Here is a 15,707-nt window from a genome sequence, read left to right as displayed (position 1 = left end):
GTTCTGCAAATTTAAGAATTTAAGACGAGAATATAAAAAAAATAACAAAAGAGGACTTTGATAAAATTATTATTACCAAATAAGAATTTTACACTTTAAATATTGTGATATATGCAAAATTAAATTATTCTATTGCGCTATCAACAATATAAAATCTAATTATTGATAAAGATGAAATTCTGGTAAATAAAAAAATCTTTATTCCCAATAGAATAAAGATTCTTTTTAAATTATATGATTTCTAATTTAGATTAACTTATCAATAATCATTTCTTCGGTAATTCCTTCGGCGTCGGCTTTGTAGTTTTTGATGATTCTGTGACGAAGAATTCCTGTAGCGACAGCCTTTACATCTTCGATATCAGGAGAAAATTTTCCGTTAAAAGCGGCATGGGCTTTGGCTGCCAAAATCAAATTTTGAGAAGCTCTTGGTCCTGCACCCCAATCCAAATAGTTTTTCACAAATTCGTTAGACAGTTTATTGTCAGGACGTGTTTTACTTACCAAAGTCACCGCATATTCTATTACATTATCAGCAACTGGAATCCTTCGAATCAAGTGTTGGAAATCAATAATTTCTTGAGCCGTGAACAATGGATTTATAGTATTGTTTGTATCTGAAGTCGTTCGTTTTACTACCTGAACTTCTTCTTCAAAAGAAGGGTAATCGAGTTTAATGGCAAACATAAATCGGTCTAATTGCGCTTCGGGCAAAGGATAAGTTCCTTCTTGCTCAATGGGATTTTGTGTTGCTAACACGAAATACGGCAATGCCAATTTATAGTTATGACCTGCAATGGTAACGGAACGTTCTTGCATCGCTTCGAGCAAAGCTGCCTGCGTTTTTGGTGGTGTTCTGTTGATTTCGTCAGCCAGAATAATATTCGAAAAAATGGGCCCTTTTATGAATTTAAATTGGCGATTTTCATCTAGAATTTCACTTCCCAAAATATCCGAAGGCATCAAATCAGGTGTAAATTGGATTCTTTTAAAATCTAAACCAAGTGCTTGTGCTAGCGTATTGACCATTAAGGTTTTTGCTAATCCCGGAACGCCAACCAAAAGTGCGTGTCCACCAGAAAAAATACAAAGCAAAATTTGGTCAACTACAGCATCCTGACCCACAATAATCTTTGCGATTTCGGTTTTTAGTTGGTTCCTTTTTTGAACCAAGTTCCCTATTGCTGCTACGTCTGACATTTTAGAAGTTAGAGGTTAAAAGTTAGGAGTGTAATCTGTACTGTATAGTTTTCGGTACTGAACCCCGCTATCTGAACACTATTTTTTTAACCAATTATTAGTGTATTCACAGTCTCTATATTCACCAATTATTTTGATATAGGTCTCTCTAATTTTTTCGTCAAACCACTTTCCGATGGCTTTGATTTGTTTTTCTTTTAATGCTAATTCTTTTATTTTGGTATAATCCTTTGCGTAATCAGCAGTGTGTTCATTAATTCTGTTAGTTACCACAATTAACTTGAATTTTTTCTTACCTGATTGGTCTTCGTCCATTAAAGGTTGTGAAATTTCACCTTCCTTTAAATTTGAAACTTGGCTGTATAAACTAGGGTCCATTTTTGTTAATTCGAAACGGGTATCTTGGGTTTTTGGATTGATCAAGGCTCCACCATTAGCCCTAGTTTCCTTTTCGTCAGATTCTTTTCGTGCCGCTTCTGCAAAAGTAATTTCCTTGTCTTCGATTCTTTTTTTGATTAAGAATATTTTTTCTTTAGCTTCTTTTAAAGCTTCTTCGGTAACTGTAGGAGTCAATAAAATATGACGTAATTCTAAATCTTGGCCTTTAATTTTTTCAACATAAATAATATGAAAACCAAAATCTGATTCAAAAGGCGCTGAAATTTCTCCTTCGGCAAGGCTGAAGGCAACGTCTTTAAACTCTTTTACAAAAGGTGTTTTTCGATTCATTTTATAGAAACCTCCAGTGGCTCTTGAACCAGGATCCTGAGAATACAACACGGCTTTTGTGGCAAAACTTGAGCCTTCCCGGATTTCTATTTTAAACTGGTTTAGCTTATCAATCACTTTTTGTTTTTCTACCTCAGAAATTTTAGGTTCCACCACAATTTGTGCCACTTCCATTTCTGCTCCAAAAACAGGTAATTGAGTTGCTGGAATTGATTTAAAAAAATTACGAACTTCTTCAGGTGTGATTTCTACTTCGCCAACGATTTTATTTTGCATTTCTGAAGTCAATTTTTGCTCCTTCAAAACGTCAAAGAAATAGGTTTTGAACTCTTCTTCGGAACTTTTCTTATAGTATTTTATCACTTTATCCATAGAGCCTATTTGCTCTACCATATAGCTCAACCTGTCGTCCATCATGGATTTAATCTCTGAATCCGTCACTTTTAAACTATCTTGAATGGCTTGATGTGCATATAATTTATCTTCGAGTAATTTACCCAACATTTGACATCTTGAGATGTCTTTAACAGAACCGCCTTGACTCGAAATTTCCAAATAAGATTTGTCAATATCTGAATCCAATATGATATAATCCCCAACTTTTGCAATTACGCCATCAATTTTTTGTTTTTGATTTGATGTTTGTGTTTTTATGGTATCAATGACACTTTCCTTAATGATTTCTTGAGCCATAGCGATTCCGCTTGAAAAAAGTATTAGAAAAAATGGAAGCGCAATTTTATTGTTTAAGGATTTCATTTGTATTGTTTTTAAAAGCATCATTTTGAAATTATATTTTAATATTTATTATAAATTATAGTGAAACTAACATTGAATTCAATTTTAAAATAGTCCTGATAATTTCTGACCAAATATACACTTTATGAATCAAGGAATGGAATTGTTTTAATAACCAATTGATAAGTTTTATTTCTACTTATTGCTAACAAAAATAAGAATTCAATTATATAATACAAGTTTCCTTACTAGTATTAACAAAAATTTATATGCCAATATATACAATCGTGATTTTACCCATTAAACTTTCACTAATGCTTATCATATGCATAGATATATTAAAAATAAAATTTTTGTTTGTCAAAAATTTAAAATAACAAAAAAGAGCCGTTATAATTTGCAGCTCTTTTTATGAATATAAATCACTCGAAACTTTTAAATTTTCATATTACCAATAAACTGATCAAATAAGTAAGCCGAATCATGTGGACCGGGGCTTGCTTCGGGATGGTATTGAACCGAGAAACAGTTTTTGTTTTTCATTCGCATTCCGGCAACTGTTCCATCATTCAAATGAAGATGTGTGATTTCCATGTGAGGATGATTGTCTAATTCTTCTTTGTTTACGGCGAAACCATGGTTTTGAGAGGTGATTTCTCCTTTTCCGGTTATGATGTTTTTGACAGGATGATTTATTCCTCTGTGCCCATTAAACATTTTATAGGTAGAAATTCCGTTTGCCAAAGCAATTACCTGATGTCCCAAACAAATTCCAAATAATGGTCTGTTATTTTCCAAAATTTCTTTTGCCACTTCAATGGCGCTGAAAAGTGGATCTGGATCTCCAGGACCGTTAGACAAGAAAAAACCATCCGGATTGAAAGAGTCCAATTCTGAATAATTTGAATCGTATGGAAATACCTTTATGTAGCAATCTCTTTTGGCAAGGTTGCGAAGAATATTTTTTTTAATTCCTAAATCAAGAGCTGCAATTTTGTAGGTTGCCTTCTCGTCTCCAAAAAAGTAAGGTTCTTTGGTAGAAACTTTGGAAGCCAATTCCAAACCTTTCATATTAGGAACTTTTGCCAAGGCTGCTTTTAATTCTTCTATAGGTGTTCCATCGGTACAAATAACGGAATTCATTGCTCCATTGTCGCGAATGTAACTTACGAGTCCGCGCGTATCTACATCTGAAATACAGATTAGGTTTTGTTTTACAAAATAATCTTCTAAACTAGCTGTAGCGTCCTCACGAGAGTAATTGAAGCTGAAATTTTTACAAACCAATCCTGCTATTTTAATGCTTTCGGATTCGACTTCCTTGTCGTTTACTCCGTAGTTTCCAATGTGAGCATTGGTTGCCACCATAATTTGTCCAAAGTAAGATGGATCAGTAAAGATCTCTTGGTAACCCGTCATTCCGGTATTAAAGCATACTTCGCCATAAGTAGTTCCTGAAATTCCGATGGATTTTCCGTGGAAAATGGTTCCGTCGCTTAATAGAAGTATGGCACTTTGTCGAGTTGTGTATTTCATGTGTAGTTAATTGTTTTGCAAATTTAATTCAAATTATGGTCTTGAAAAAATTAAGTTTTAAAAGAAATCGAAAAGTTCTGATCTAGCCCCGATTACAGTGGAAATCCTTTTTCTTTTTCTTTAAAAAGAAAAAGATTGCAACGGAAAGCGGGAGCAATGATTATTGAAATCTCAAATGTTTTGCTCCAAAAAAAAAGGACAAACTAGTAAAAGTTTATCCTTTTTTTTATAGAATGATTATTTTCATAATTATTCGGCAGTCTCTGTTGGATTTTCATCTTCAGCTGGAGTTTCAGGTTCAGCAGCCGGAGCTTCTGTTTGAGCAACAACTGGAGCTTCAACAGCTTCATCTTCTTTCTTAGCTTTTCCTCCACGACGGCTTTTTGCTTTTTTCACTTCTTTTTTACCACCATTGTAAAGTTCGTTAAAATCTACTAGTTCGATCATTGCCATATCAGCATTATCTCCTAAACGATTTCCAACTTTAATGATACGTGTGTATCCCCCTGGACGGTCACCTACTTTAGCAGCTACGTCTCTGAACAAGTCAGTTACGGCATATTTGCTACGCAAGTAAGCAAAAACGATACGACGATTGTGCGTTGTGTCATCTTTAGATTTTGTTATTAATGGCTCAACAAATTGTTTAAGCGCTTTTGCTTTAGCAACAGTAGTATTAATACGTTTGTGCTCAATAAGAGAACAAGCCATATTAGCCAGCATCGATTTTCTATGGGCTGTCTGTCTGCCTAAGTGATTGAATTTTTTTCCGTGTCTCATTGTGTTTTATCAAATTTAACCCCGATTAATCGGGATTAGATTACTCTTTATCTAGTTTGTATTTTGCTAAATCCATTCCGAAGTTTAAATTTTTAATTGCCACTAGTTCATCTAGTTCAGTTAAAGATTTTTTACCGAAATTACGGAATTTCATTAGGTCATTTTTATTGAATGATACTAAATCACCAAGTGTATCAACTTCGGCTGCTTTTAAGCAATTTAATGCTCTTACAGAAAGATCCATATCAACCAATTTGGTTTTAAGCAATTGTCTCATATGCAATGACTCTTCGTCATACGATTCTGTTTGTGCAATTTCGTCGGCCTCAAGAGTAATTCTTTCGTCAGAAAACAACATGAAATGGTGAATTAAAACTTTTGCAGCTTCAGTAAGGGCATCTTTTGGATTGATAGAACCATCAGTTTTTATTTCGAAAACTAATTTTTCATAATCTGTTTTTTGCTCTACACGAAAGTTTTCTATTGCATACTTAACATTTTTTACCGGAGTAAAAATAGAGTCAGTAAAAATAGTTCCAATTGCAGCATTTTGTTTTTTGTTTTCCTCAGCAGGAACATATCCTCTGCCTTTTTCGATAGTTAAATCGAAGTGGAGTTTGATTTTTGGATCTAAATTACAAATTACAAGTTCTGGATTCAAAACTTGAAAACCTGAAATAAATTTCTGGAAATCACCAGCTGTTAATTGATCTTTACCTGTTACTGAAATAGTAACAGATTCATTATCTATATCTTCAATTTGACGTTTGAAACGTACTTGTTTAAGATTAAGAATGATTTCGGTCACGTCTTCAACAACTCCAGGAATAGTAGAAAACTCATGATCTACACCGTCAATACGAACGGATGTAATTGCATAACCTTCTAATGCTGAAAGCAAAACTCTTCTAAGTGCGTTACCAACTGTCAATCCGTAACCAGGTTCTAAAGGTCTAAATTCAAATTTACCTTCAAAATCGGTTGAATCGATCATGATAACTTTATCGGGTTTCTGAAAATTAAATATTGCCATAAATTTCGACTAAGTCAATTATTATTTGTTGTACAACTCTACGATTAATTGTTCTTTAATGTTTTCCGGAATTTGGAGTCTAGCGGGTACTGAAACAAAAGTACCTTCTTTAAGGTCGTTATTCCAAGTAATCCATTCATAAACATGACTTGAATTAGACAAAGAACGTTCGATAGCCTCAATAGATTTAGATTTTTCACGAACAGCAACTTTATCACCAGGTTTAAGGTGGTAAGAAGGAATATTCACGTTTTCACCATTTACGGTTATGTGTCTGTGAGACACGATTTGACGAGCACCTCTTCTAGAAGGAGCAATACCCATTCTAAAAACTACATTGTCTAATCTAGCTTCACACAATTGTAATAAAACTTCACCAGTAACACCTTTTGTAGCTGATGCTTTTTTAAACAAACCTCTGAATTGTTTTTCTAAAATTCCATAAGAATATTTAGCTTTTTGTTTTTCCATTAATTGGATAGCAAACTCAGATTTTTTACCTCTTTTTTTAGCCATCCCGTGTTGACCGGGTGGATAATTTCTTTTTTCGAAAGCTTTGTCGTCTCCGAAGATTGCTTCGCCGAATTTACGAGCGATTCTTGTACTAGGACCAGTATATCTTGCCATTTTAAATTGTTTAAGATTGAGATTATGAATTCAGGTCTTATCCTTCATTAATCGATATTCAATCTAGGTTATACTATAAATATTTTGAGTATTAAACTCTACGTCTTTTAGGAGGACGACATCCGTTGTGAGGCATTGGAGTAACATCGATAATTTCGGTCACTTCAATTCCACCGTTATGCAAAGAACGAATCGCAGACTCACGTCCGTTTCCTGGTCCTTTTACATACACTTTTACTTTTTTAAGTCCAGCTTCTAACGCTACTTTACTACAATCTTCTGCTGCCATTTGGGCTGCGTACGGAGTGTTCTTTTTAGAACCTCTGAAACCCATTTTACCAGCTGAAGACCAAGAAATAACTTCACCTTTTTTGTTTGTCAAAGAAATGATGATGTTATTGAAGGTAGCAGAAATATGAGCTTCTCCCGTTGATTCAACGATAACTTTACGTTTTTTTGCAGTTGCTTTAGCCATATTACTTATTATTTAGTTGCTTTTTTCTTGTTGGCAACAGTTTTTCTTTTTCCTTTTCTTGTTCTAGAGTTGTTCTTCGTTCTTTGTCCTCTTAATGGAAGACCAGATCTATGACGGATACCTCTATAACATCCAATATCCATTAAACGTTTTATGTTTAAAGAAACTTCTGAACGTAGTTCACCTTCAATTTTGAAAAATGATACGGCTTCACGAATTGCTCCGATTTCATCATCATTCCAATCTTGTACTTTTGTATCTTGGCTAACTTGAGCTTTTTCTAATACCTCAATTGCTCTACTTTTACCGATTCCGAAGATGTAGGTTAAAGCGATAACTCCTCTTTTGTTTTTTGGGATGTCTACCCCTGCTATTCTTGCCATAATTATCCTTGTCTTTGTTTAAATCTAGGATTCTTTTTGTTGATTACGTATAATCTGCCTTTTCTCCGTACAATTTTGCACTCGGCACTTCTTTTTTTAACTGATGCTCTTACTTTCATTTTGAATATCTTTAATATCTATAAGTAATTCTTGCTTTGGACAAATCATAAGGACTCATTTCTAGTTTCACTTTATCACCAGGTAATAATTTGATGTAATGCATACGCATTTTTCCAGAAATATGAGCAATTACTATATGTCCATTTTCTAACTCAACACGGAACATTGCATTTGACAATGCTTCAATTATTGATCCGTCTTGTTCTATTGCTGATTGTTTTGCCATAAGATTAAGCTACTGCTTTTCTATTTTTTCCACTTTTCATCAAACCATCATAATGTTTGTTCAACAAGTATGAATTGATTTGTTGTATCGTATCGATTGCGACACCAACCATAATTATCAATGATGTACCTCCAAAAAACATTGCCCAAGATTGTTGAACATCCATAATACTTACTATAATTGCTGGGAACACAGCTATAAAAGCAAGAAATAAAGAGCCTGGAAAGGTTATTAAAGACATCACTTTGTCTAGAAAGTCAGAAGTTTCAACTCCCGGTCTAATACCTGGAATAAAACCACCACTTCTTTTCAAATCATCGGACATTTTGTTTGTAGGAATCGTGATCGCAGTATAAAAGAAAGTAAAAACAACAATAAGTGTTGCAAAAACTAGGTTATACCAAAATCCGAACATATTACTAAAAGCACCAACGATCGATTGTGAAGCATCTGATTTAGACAATCCTGCCACTGCGGCGGGAATAAACATAATTGCCTGAGCAAAAATGATTGGCATAACACCAGCTGCATTTAATTTTAATGGAATCCATTGTCTGTTACCACCCATCATATCTTTTTCGAAATCACCTGATGTTGTACGACGTGCATACTGTACAGGTATTTTTCTAATTGCCATTACTAGCAATACACAAGAAATAATAATTAATAACCATATAATAATTTCGATAACCAATAACATTGGTCCACCGTTATTGTTAGTTACTCTGGCGGCAAATTCTTGGATAAATGCTTGAGGAAATCTCGCCAAAATACCCACCATTATCAATAGTGATATTCCGTTTCCGATTCCTTTATCGGTAATTTTTTCTCCTAACCACATGGCAAATATTGTACCTGTAACCAAAATAATCACTGAAGAAAATAAGAATTCGAATGAATTAAACCCCAACAAGAAAGCACTACTAGGTAATGTTCTATAAAGATTGTAGATATAACCTGGACCTTGAACCAATGTAATACCTATTGTTAACCAACGGGTAATTTGATTAATTTTTTTTCTCCCACTTTCTCCATCGCTTTGAAGTTTTTGCAAATATGGAATCGCAATTCCCATTAACTGAACAACAATCGAAGCAGAAATATAAGGCATAATACCTAATGCAAAAACCGAAGCTTGTGAAAAAGCACCACCAGTAAACATATCGAGAATTGAACCAATTCCTTCTTTTGTTTGTCCGGCTAGTCCGGCTAATTGTGTTGCATCAATACCTGGTAGAGTTACCTGAGCTCCAAAACGATACACTAAAAGGATTCCCAAAGTAATTAGGATTCTGTTTTTTAGTTCCTCGATTTTCCAAACATTAATTAGTGATTCAATAAATTTCTTCATCTTAATCGGAAATTAAATGGTTACAGCTTCTCCACCAGCAGCTTCAATAGCGGCTTTTGCAGTAGCAGTAAATTTGTGAGCGGTTACTGTTAATTTTGCTGTCAATTCTCCTCTTCCTAAAATCTTAACGATTTCATTTTTAGTGGCCAAACGATTTGCAACATACACAGTCATATCAACTGAATTCGTTACTATACCATTATCTACCAATAATTGAAGCGTATCCAAATTTACACCTTCGTATTCTTTACGATTGATGTTTGTGAAGCCAAACTTAGGCACACGTCTTTGAAGTGGCATTTGACCCCCTTCAAAACCAATCTTTTTAGAATAACCAGAACGAGATTTTGCTCCTTTGTGTCCACGTGATGCGGTACCCCCTTTTCCAGAACCTTCTCCTCTACCTAATCTTTTATTTTGATTGTGTGTTGACCCTTCAGCAGGTTGTAAGTTACTTAAATTCATAACGTATTTGTTATTTAGCTTCCTCTACGGAAACTAAGTGTTTAACTTTATTTATCATTCCAAGGATAGTTGGATTTGAATCATGTTCTACAACCTGACCCATTTTACGAAGACCTAAAGCTTCCAAACCTCTTTTTTGAGTAAGAGGACAGTTGATTTTGCTTCCAACTTGTTTTACTAATAATTTAGCCATAATTTCCTTGAATTAACCTTTAAAAACTTTTTCTAAAGAAACGCCTCTTTGTTTTGCAACAGTATAAGCACTTCTCATTTGTAATAAAGCATCAAAAGTTGCTTTTACTACGTTGTGAGGATTTGATGATCCTTGAGATTTTGATAATACATCATGTATTCCAACTGACTCAAGTACTGAACGAACAGCTCCACCTGCAATAACTCCTGTACCATGAGAGGCAGGAATTAAGAACACACGTGCTCCACCAAATTTACCTTTTTGTTCGTGAGGAACAGATTGTCCATTCAAAGGAATTTTCACAAGATTTTTCTTTGCATCTTCTACTGCTTTCGCAATTGCTTCAGAAACGTCTTTAGATTTTCCTAATCCGTGACCCACTACTCCATTTTCATCACCTACAACTACAATTGCAGAAAACCCGAAAGCTCTACCCCCTTTTGTAACTTTGGTAACACGATTTACACTTACCAAACGATCTTTCAATTCAAGACCACTTGGTTTTACTAGCTCTACATTCTTGTATTTACTATTAGACATACTATATTAGAATTTAAGTCCAGCCGCTCTCGCGCCTTCCGCTAATGATTTAATACGACCGTGATATAAATAACCTCCTCTATCAAAAGTGACTACTTCAATCCCGGCTTTTACCGCTTTTTCTGCAACTAGTTTTCCAACAGCTGTTGCAACTTCTACGTTTGTACCTTTTCCTATTTCTTTTTCTCTTGAAGAAGCAGCTAGAATAGTAACTCCGTTTACGTCATCAATAAGTTGCGCATAAATTTCTTTGTTACTTCTAAATACAGATAGTCTTGGATTAGTGGATGTACCACTAATTGTTTTTCTAATTCTGAATCTAATTCTTTGTCTTCTTTCAGGTTTTGTTAATGACATAATGTTATTTTTTAAGCTGATTTACCTGCTTTTCTTCTTAATACTTCACCTACAAATTTAACACCTTTTCCTTTGTACGGTTCTGGTTTGCGGAAACCTCTGATTTTCGCAGCAACCTGGCCTAAAAGCTGTTTGTCTATTGATGTTAACTTCACAATTGGGTTTTTACCTTTTTCAGATATCGTTTCCAAAACAACTTCTGGAGCTACTTCTAAAACAATATTGTGAGAATATCCAAGAGCTAAATCTAATTTTTGTCCTTGATTCGAAGCTCTATAACCTACTCCAACTAATTCCAATGATTTTGTAAAACCTTCCGTTACACCTATAATCATGTTATTGATTAAAGATCTGTACAATCCGTGTTTTGCTCTTTGATCTTTGTGATCAGATGATCTGTCCACTTGAACTAGATCTCCTTCAACTGTTACAGTAACATCTGAATATTCCTGTGTAAGTTGACCATTTTTTCCTTTTACTGTAATGATACCATTTGCAACTTCAACAGTTACTCCGGCAGGGATTACAACGGGATTTTTACCTATTCTTGACATCTCTTATAAGTCTTTTAATTAGTATACGTAACAAATTACTTCACCACCTACATTCAATTGTTTTGCTTTTTTTCCGGTCATAAGACCTTTAGAAGTTGAAACAATTGCTATTCCTAATCCGTTAAGGATTCTTGGGATGGAAGAAGAACCTGAATACTTACGTAAACCTGGTTTACTAATTCTTTGGATATCTTTAATTACTGACTCTTTGGTATCTTTATCATACTTCAAAGCAATTTTGATTGAACCCTGAACGGCGTTGTCTTCAAATTTGTAACTCAAGATATATCCTTGATCAAATAAGATCTTAGTTATTTCTTTTTTTAGATTAGATGCTGGAATTTCGACAACTTTGTGGTTTGCAGCCACGGCGTTTCTAATTCTAGTTAAATAATCTGCAATAGGATCTGTATACATGTGTATCAATTTGCGGTTTTGGTTTTCAATAAAACTATTCTATTGAACCTTAAACCAGTTTATAAATATTTATTACCAGCTGGCTTTTTTAACACCTGGTATCAATCCATTATTTGCCATTTCACGAAATGTTACACGTGAAATACCAAACTGACGGATATACCCTCTTGGTCTACCTGTTATTTTACAACGATTGTGTAAACGAACTGGTGAAGCATTTTTTGGTAATTTTTGTAATCCTTCAAAATCTCCAGCTTCTTTCAACGCTTTTCTTTTCTCAGCATACTTTGCTACCGTTTTTTCTCTCTTAACCTCGCGGGCTTTCATTGATTCTTTAGCCATGTCTTAATTCTTTTTAAAAGGTAAACCTAGTTCAGCCAATAACGATTTTGCTTCTTTGTCCGTAGCAGCAGAAGTTACAAAAGTAATGTCCATTCCAGATATTTTATTTACTTTATCAATATCAATTTCTGGGAAAATGATTTGCTCTAAAACACCGAGGTTATAGTTTCCTCTTCCGTCAAAACCAGTAGCTTTAATTCCACTGAAATCTCTAACACGTGGCAAGGCAGAAGTAACTAATCTATCTAAAAATTCGTACATTCTTTCTCCTCGCAAGGTAACTTTTGCTCCAATAGGCATCCCTTTTCTCAATTTGAATGACGCAACGTCTTTCTTTGAAATAGTAGATACTGCTTTCTGTCCAGTGATCTTTGTTAACTCATCGACTGCATAGTCAATTAGTTTTTTATCAGATACAGCTGCACCAACTCCTTTACTCAAAACGATTTTTTCCAATTTTGGAACTTGCATTACGTTTGTGTATCCGAATTCCTCTTTAAGAGCAGAGATTACTCTGTTCTTATACTCTTCTTTTAGTCTAGGTATATATGCCATTACTATAGTACTTGATTAGATTTTTTTGAAAATCTTACTTTCTTATCTCCTTCAATTCTAATTCCAACTCTAGTTGTTTCCTTTGTTTTAGGATCAATTAAAGATATGTTAGATATTTGTATAGAAGCTTCTTTTTTTACAATACCACCTTGAGGGCTTTTTGCACTTGGTTTCGTGTGTTTTGAAACCATATTTACGCCTTCAATAATTGCTTTATTTTTCTCGCGGTATACACGTAGTACTTTACCTTCTGATCCTTTGTGATCTCCAGCAATTACTCTTACAATGTCACCTGATTTTATTTTTAGCTTTATCATCTTAAAATAATTAAAGCACTTCGGGTGCCAATGATACAATTTTCATGAATTGTTTTTCACGAAGTTCTCTTGCTACTGGACCAAAAACGCGAGTTCCTCTCATTTCACCAGCAGCATTTAACAATACGCAAGCGTTATCGTCAAATCTAATGTATGAACCGTCGGCTCTTCTCACTTCTTTTTTGGTACGTACAACAACTGCAGTTGAAACTGATCCTTTTTTAACGCTTCCGTTAGGAGCAGTATCTTTGATAGAAACTACAATCTTGTCACCAACAGAGGCATACCTTCTTTTGGTACCTCCTAAAACACGGATAGTTAAAACTTCTTTTGCTCCCGTATTATCTGCTACTTTTAGTCTTGATTCTTGTTGTACCATAATTATTTAGCTCTTTCAATGATTTCAACTAACCTCCAACATTTTGTTTTACTCAAAGGACGTGTTTCGCTAATCCTTACAGTATCTCCAATGTTACAGTCGTTCTTTTCGTCGTGTGCGTGATACTTTTTAGTTTTCAACACGAACTTACCGTACAGTGGGTGTTTTACTTTTCTAACTTCCGCAACAACAATAGATTTATCCATTTTGTCTGAAGTTACAACACCAACTCTTTCTTTTCTTAAATTTCTTTTTTCTTCCATCTTTCAGCAGATTACAGTTATTGTAACTCTCTTTTAGTAAGTTCTGTGGCTAATCTTGCAACTGTTCTTCTTACACTTCTAATTTGAAGTGGATTCTCAATTGGAGATATAGCGTGAGCCATTTTTAAGTCAGCATAGGCTTTCTTAGTTTGGTTAAGTTTTTCTTGCAACGCAGTTGCAGAAAGATCTTTTATTTCTGATTGTTTCATAATATATAATTAATTATGCTTCGAAATCTCTAGCAACGATGAATTTAGTTTTACATGGAAGCTTTTGGGCTGCAAGACGTAATGCCTCTTTTGCAACTGATAAAGGAACTCCTCCAACTTCAAACATTATTCTTCCGGGTCTAACAACGGCAGCCCAATATTCGACTGCACCTTTACCTTTACCCATACGTACCTCAAGAGGTTTCTTTGTGATCGGTTTGTCTGGAAATATTTTGATCCATAATTGTCCTTCTCTTTTCATGTAACGAGTTGCAGCAATACGCGCAGCTTCGATTTGACGTGAGGTTAAGAACATTCCATCTTCATGTACAGATTTAATACCAAACATTCCATTAGAAAGTTCGTGCCCTCTCTGAGAGTTTCCTTTCATTTTACCTTTCTGTACCTTTCGGTATTTTGTTCTTTTAGGCTGTAACATTTTTCTTTATTTTAAAAATTTACTTTCTCTTGCGAGCGTCTGGTTTTCCACCTTTATTGAAAGGTTTTCTATCTCCTCTCGGAGAATCGCCACCTTTGCCACCACCAGGTTGTTTTTTATCCATTCCTGCAAGTGGAGAAAGATCTCTCTTTCCATAAACTTCACCTTTCATGATCCATACTTTAATACCCATTCTACCATAAGTAGTGTGAGCTTCAGCAAGAGCATAATCGATGTCGGCTCTGAAAGTTGATAAAGGAACTCTACCTTCTTTGAAACCTTCTGAACGTGCCATCTCTGCACCATTCAAACGACCAGAAATCAAAACTTTGATGCCTTCTGCGTTCATACGCATTGAGGCAGCAATAGCCATTTTGATTGCACGTCTGTAAGAAATACGGCTTTCGATTTGACGACAGATGCTTGTAGCAACTAGATACGCGTCAAGTTCAGGTCTTTTGATTTCAAAGATGTTAATTTGAACCTCTTTGTCAGTAACTTTCTTAAGTTCTTCTTTCAACTTGTCTACCTCTTGGCCACCTTTTCCGATAATAATACCAGGTCTAGCAGTAGTGATAGTAACGGTTACAAGTTTCAAAGTTCTCTCGATGATTACTTTTGATACACTAGCTTTTGATAAACGAGCATGGATGTACTTTCTGATTTTATAATCCTCGGCAATTTTATCACCGTAATCATTTCCACCATACCAGTTTGAGTCCCATCCTCTGATGATACCAAGTCTATTCCCAATTGGATTTGTCTTTTGTCCCATCTTTATTAAATTGCTTGTGTGTTATTAATTGCTCCCAACACGATTGTTACGTGATTTGAACGTTTTCTTATTCTATGTGCGCGACCTTGTGGAGCTGGACGAAGTCTTTTCAACATCATACCACCATCTACTCGTATCTCTTTAACAAATAAACCAGCTTCTTCCATATTAGCGTCAGGGTTTTTTGCTTGCCAGTTGGCAATAACAGATAAAACCAATTTTTCTAATTTTCTTGAAGCTTCTTTAGAACTAAATCTTAATATGTTAAGTGCTCTTTCTACCTTCTGACCTCTTACTAGATCTGCTACTAAGCGCATTTTTCTAGGTGAAGTAGGGCAGTTATTCAATTTTGCAAAAGCCAATGACTTATTAGCCTCTTTTCTTGCATCTGCTGTTTCTCTTTTACGAACTCCCATTGCTTCTTATTTTTTACCTTTATTTTTTGCTCCAGCATGACCTCTAAAAGATCGAGTTGGTGAAAACTCTCCTAATTTGTGACCTACCATGTTTTCTGTTACGTAAACTGGTACAAATTGACGACCGTTATGAACTGCGATTGTTTGCCCAACAAAGTCCGGAGTAATCATAGAAGCTCTAGACCAAGTCTTAACTACTCCTTTATTACCTCCTGCAATGTTTTCTTGAACTTTCTTGTCTAACTTATAATGAACGAAAGGTCCTTTTTTTAATGAACGTGCCATATC

The 15,707-nt window shown here is 34.8% G+C and carries 27 protein-coding genes; all 27 read right to left on the bottom strand.

Features of this window, described 5'->3' with window-relative positions; translation table 11 throughout:
• Window positions 1-246: 246 nt before the first annotated feature.
• The 27 genes from AABM59_RS07085 to rpsS all read right to left on the bottom strand — a co-directional run bounded on the left by AABM59_RS07085 (window position 247) and on the right by rpsS (window position 15,704).
• Window positions 247-1,200: a MoxR family ATPase gene (locus AABM59_RS07085; protein ID WP_338408267.1), complete on the bottom strand. Its 954-nt coding sequence runs from the start codon at window positions 1,198-1,200 to the stop codon at window positions 247-249.
• A 78-nt stretch (window positions 1,201-1,278) separates the two neighbouring features.
• Window positions 1,279-2,709: a peptidylprolyl isomerase gene (locus AABM59_RS07080; RefSeq protein ID WP_338408308.1), complete on the bottom strand. Its 1,431-nt coding sequence runs from the start codon at window positions 2,707-2,709 to the stop codon at window positions 1,279-1,281.
• 393 nt (window positions 2,710-3,102) lie between these two features.
• Window positions 3,103-4,203, bottom strand: coding sequence for a glutamine-hydrolyzing carbamoyl-phosphate synthase small subunit (carA, locus tag AABM59_RS07075; RefSeq protein ID WP_338408266.1), 1,101 nt, complete (start codon window positions 4,201-4,203; stop codon window positions 3,103-3,105).
• Window positions 4,204-4,452: 249 nt separating this feature from the next.
• The gene (gene rplQ, locus AABM59_RS07070) at window positions 4,453-4,983 is read right to left on the bottom strand and encodes a 50S ribosomal protein L17 (RefSeq protein WP_338408265.1); all 531 of its coding nucleotides are present in this window, start codon (window positions 4,981-4,983) and stop codon (window positions 4,453-4,455) included.
• A 40-nt stretch (window positions 4,984-5,023) separates the two neighbouring features.
• Complete coding sequence (locus tag AABM59_RS07065; RefSeq protein WP_338408264.1) at window positions 5,024-6,016, bottom strand: DNA-directed RNA polymerase subunit alpha; 993 nt, start codon at window positions 6,014-6,016, stop codon at window positions 5,024-5,026.
• Between the two features lie 21 nt (window positions 6,017-6,037).
• Window positions 6,038-6,643 carry a 30S ribosomal protein S4 gene (gene rpsD, locus AABM59_RS07060; RefSeq protein WP_143391037.1) on the bottom strand — a complete coding sequence of 202 codons (606 nt, stop codon included), beginning with the start codon at window positions 6,641-6,643 and terminating at the stop codon, window positions 6,038-6,040.
• 91 nt (window positions 6,644-6,734) lie between these two features.
• Window positions 6,735-7,118, bottom strand: a complete 384-nt coding sequence (rpsK, locus tag AABM59_RS07055; RefSeq protein ID WP_024981527.1) for a 30S ribosomal protein S11 — start codon at window positions 7,116-7,118, stop codon at window positions 6,735-6,737.
• Between the two features lie 8 nt (window positions 7,119-7,126).
• Window positions 7,127-7,501: a 30S ribosomal protein S13 gene (gene rpsM, locus AABM59_RS07050; RefSeq protein ID WP_132006244.1), complete on the bottom strand. Its 375-nt coding sequence runs from the start codon at window positions 7,499-7,501 to the stop codon at window positions 7,127-7,129.
• A gap of 2 nt (window positions 7,502-7,503) precedes the next feature.
• On the bottom strand, window positions 7,504-7,620 hold the full coding sequence (gene ykgO, locus AABM59_RS07045) for a type B 50S ribosomal protein L36 (protein WP_073370549.1): 117 nt from the start codon (window positions 7,618-7,620) through the stop codon (window positions 7,504-7,506).
• An 11-nt stretch (window positions 7,621-7,631) separates the two neighbouring features.
• Window positions 7,632-7,847 carry a translation initiation factor IF-1 gene (gene infA / locus AABM59_RS07040; RefSeq protein ID WP_007136545.1) on the bottom strand — a complete coding sequence of 72 codons (216 nt, stop codon included), beginning with the start codon at window positions 7,845-7,847 and terminating at the stop codon, window positions 7,632-7,634.
• A 4-nt stretch (window positions 7,848-7,851) separates the two neighbouring features.
• The gene (secY, locus tag AABM59_RS07035; protein ID WP_338408263.1) at window positions 7,852-9,198 is read right to left on the bottom strand and encodes a preprotein translocase subunit SecY; all 1,347 of its coding nucleotides are present in this window, start codon (window positions 9,196-9,198) and stop codon (window positions 7,852-7,854) included.
• Between the two features lie 12 nt (window positions 9,199-9,210).
• Entirely contained in the window at window positions 9,211-9,663 is a 453-nt protein-coding gene (rplO, locus tag AABM59_RS07030; protein WP_338408262.1) for a 50S ribosomal protein L15, read from the bottom strand.
• A 10-nt stretch (window positions 9,664-9,673) separates the two neighbouring features.
• Window positions 9,674-9,856 carry a 50S ribosomal protein L30 gene (gene rpmD / locus AABM59_RS07025; RefSeq protein WP_338408261.1) on the bottom strand — a complete coding sequence of 61 codons (183 nt, stop codon included), beginning with the start codon at window positions 9,854-9,856 and terminating at the stop codon, window positions 9,674-9,676.
• 12 nt (window positions 9,857-9,868) lie between these two features.
• A complete protein-coding gene (gene rpsE, locus AABM59_RS07020; protein ID WP_035668102.1) occupies window positions 9,869-10,396 on the bottom strand; it encodes a 30S ribosomal protein S5 in 528 nt (175 codons plus the stop codon).
• 6 nt (window positions 10,397-10,402) lie between these two features.
• A complete protein-coding gene (gene rplR, locus AABM59_RS07015) occupies window positions 10,403-10,753 on the bottom strand; it encodes a 50S ribosomal protein L18 (protein ID WP_338408260.1) in 351 nt (116 codons plus the stop codon).
• 11 nt (window positions 10,754-10,764) lie between these two features.
• Window positions 10,765-11,307, bottom strand: a complete 543-nt coding sequence (rplF, locus tag AABM59_RS07010; protein WP_338408259.1) for a 50S ribosomal protein L6 — start codon at window positions 11,305-11,307, stop codon at window positions 10,765-10,767.
• An 18-nt stretch (window positions 11,308-11,325) separates the two neighbouring features.
• The gene (rpsH, locus tag AABM59_RS07005) at window positions 11,326-11,724 is read right to left on the bottom strand and encodes a 30S ribosomal protein S8 (RefSeq protein WP_338408258.1); all 399 of its coding nucleotides are present in this window, start codon (window positions 11,722-11,724) and stop codon (window positions 11,326-11,328) included.
• A gap of 72 nt (window positions 11,725-11,796) precedes the next feature.
• A complete protein-coding gene (rpsN, locus tag AABM59_RS07000; protein ID WP_338408257.1) occupies window positions 11,797-12,066 on the bottom strand; it encodes a 30S ribosomal protein S14 in 270 nt (89 codons plus the stop codon).
• A 3-nt stretch (window positions 12,067-12,069) separates the two neighbouring features.
• Complete coding sequence (gene rplE, locus AABM59_RS06995; protein WP_133277482.1) at window positions 12,070-12,621, bottom strand: 50S ribosomal protein L5; 552 nt, start codon at window positions 12,619-12,621, stop codon at window positions 12,070-12,072.
• Window positions 12,622-12,623: 2 nt separating this feature from the next.
• Window positions 12,624-12,938 (bottom strand): 50S ribosomal protein L24, encoded by a 315-nt coding sequence (gene rplX / locus AABM59_RS06990; protein WP_338408256.1) that lies wholly within the window; start codon window positions 12,936-12,938, stop codon window positions 12,624-12,626.
• A 10-nt stretch (window positions 12,939-12,948) separates the two neighbouring features.
• Entirely contained in the window at window positions 12,949-13,317 is a 369-nt protein-coding gene (gene rplN, locus AABM59_RS06985) for a 50S ribosomal protein L14 (protein ID WP_291101987.1), read from the bottom strand.
• 2 nt (window positions 13,318-13,319) lie between these two features.
• Window positions 13,320-13,580: a 30S ribosomal protein S17 gene (gene rpsQ, locus AABM59_RS06980; RefSeq protein WP_194312438.1), complete on the bottom strand. Its 261-nt coding sequence runs from the start codon at window positions 13,578-13,580 to the stop codon at window positions 13,320-13,322.
• A 17-nt stretch (window positions 13,581-13,597) separates the two neighbouring features.
• Entirely contained in the window at window positions 13,598-13,789 is a 192-nt protein-coding gene (gene rpmC / locus AABM59_RS06975; RefSeq protein WP_338408255.1) for a 50S ribosomal protein L29, read from the bottom strand.
• Window positions 13,790-13,802: 13 nt separating this feature from the next.
• A complete protein-coding gene (gene rplP / locus AABM59_RS06970) occupies window positions 13,803-14,228 on the bottom strand; it encodes a 50S ribosomal protein L16 (RefSeq protein WP_338408254.1) in 426 nt (141 codons plus the stop codon).
• A gap of 19 nt (window positions 14,229-14,247) precedes the next feature.
• Window positions 14,248-15,003 carry a 30S ribosomal protein S3 gene (rpsC, locus tag AABM59_RS06965; RefSeq protein ID WP_338408253.1) on the bottom strand — a complete coding sequence of 252 codons (756 nt, stop codon included), beginning with the start codon at window positions 15,001-15,003 and terminating at the stop codon, window positions 14,248-14,250.
• A 5-nt stretch (window positions 15,004-15,008) separates the two neighbouring features.
• A complete protein-coding gene (gene rplV / locus AABM59_RS06960; protein WP_338408252.1) occupies window positions 15,009-15,419 on the bottom strand; it encodes a 50S ribosomal protein L22 in 411 nt (136 codons plus the stop codon).
• A gap of 6 nt (window positions 15,420-15,425) precedes the next feature.
• Entirely contained in the window at window positions 15,426-15,704 is a 279-nt protein-coding gene (rpsS, locus tag AABM59_RS06955) for a 30S ribosomal protein S19 (RefSeq protein WP_007136562.1), read from the bottom strand.
• Between the last annotated feature and the right edge of the window lie 3 nt (window positions 15,705-15,707).

Origin of the sequence: uncultured Flavobacterium sp. (assembly GCF_963925185.1) — a bacterium.
Taxonomy (GTDB): Bacteria; Bacteroidota; Bacteroidia; order Flavobacteriales; family Flavobacteriaceae; genus Flavobacterium.
The sequence above is the reverse complement of the archived record's forward strand: the minus strand, read 5'-3'. Positions and strand labels throughout refer to the sequence as shown.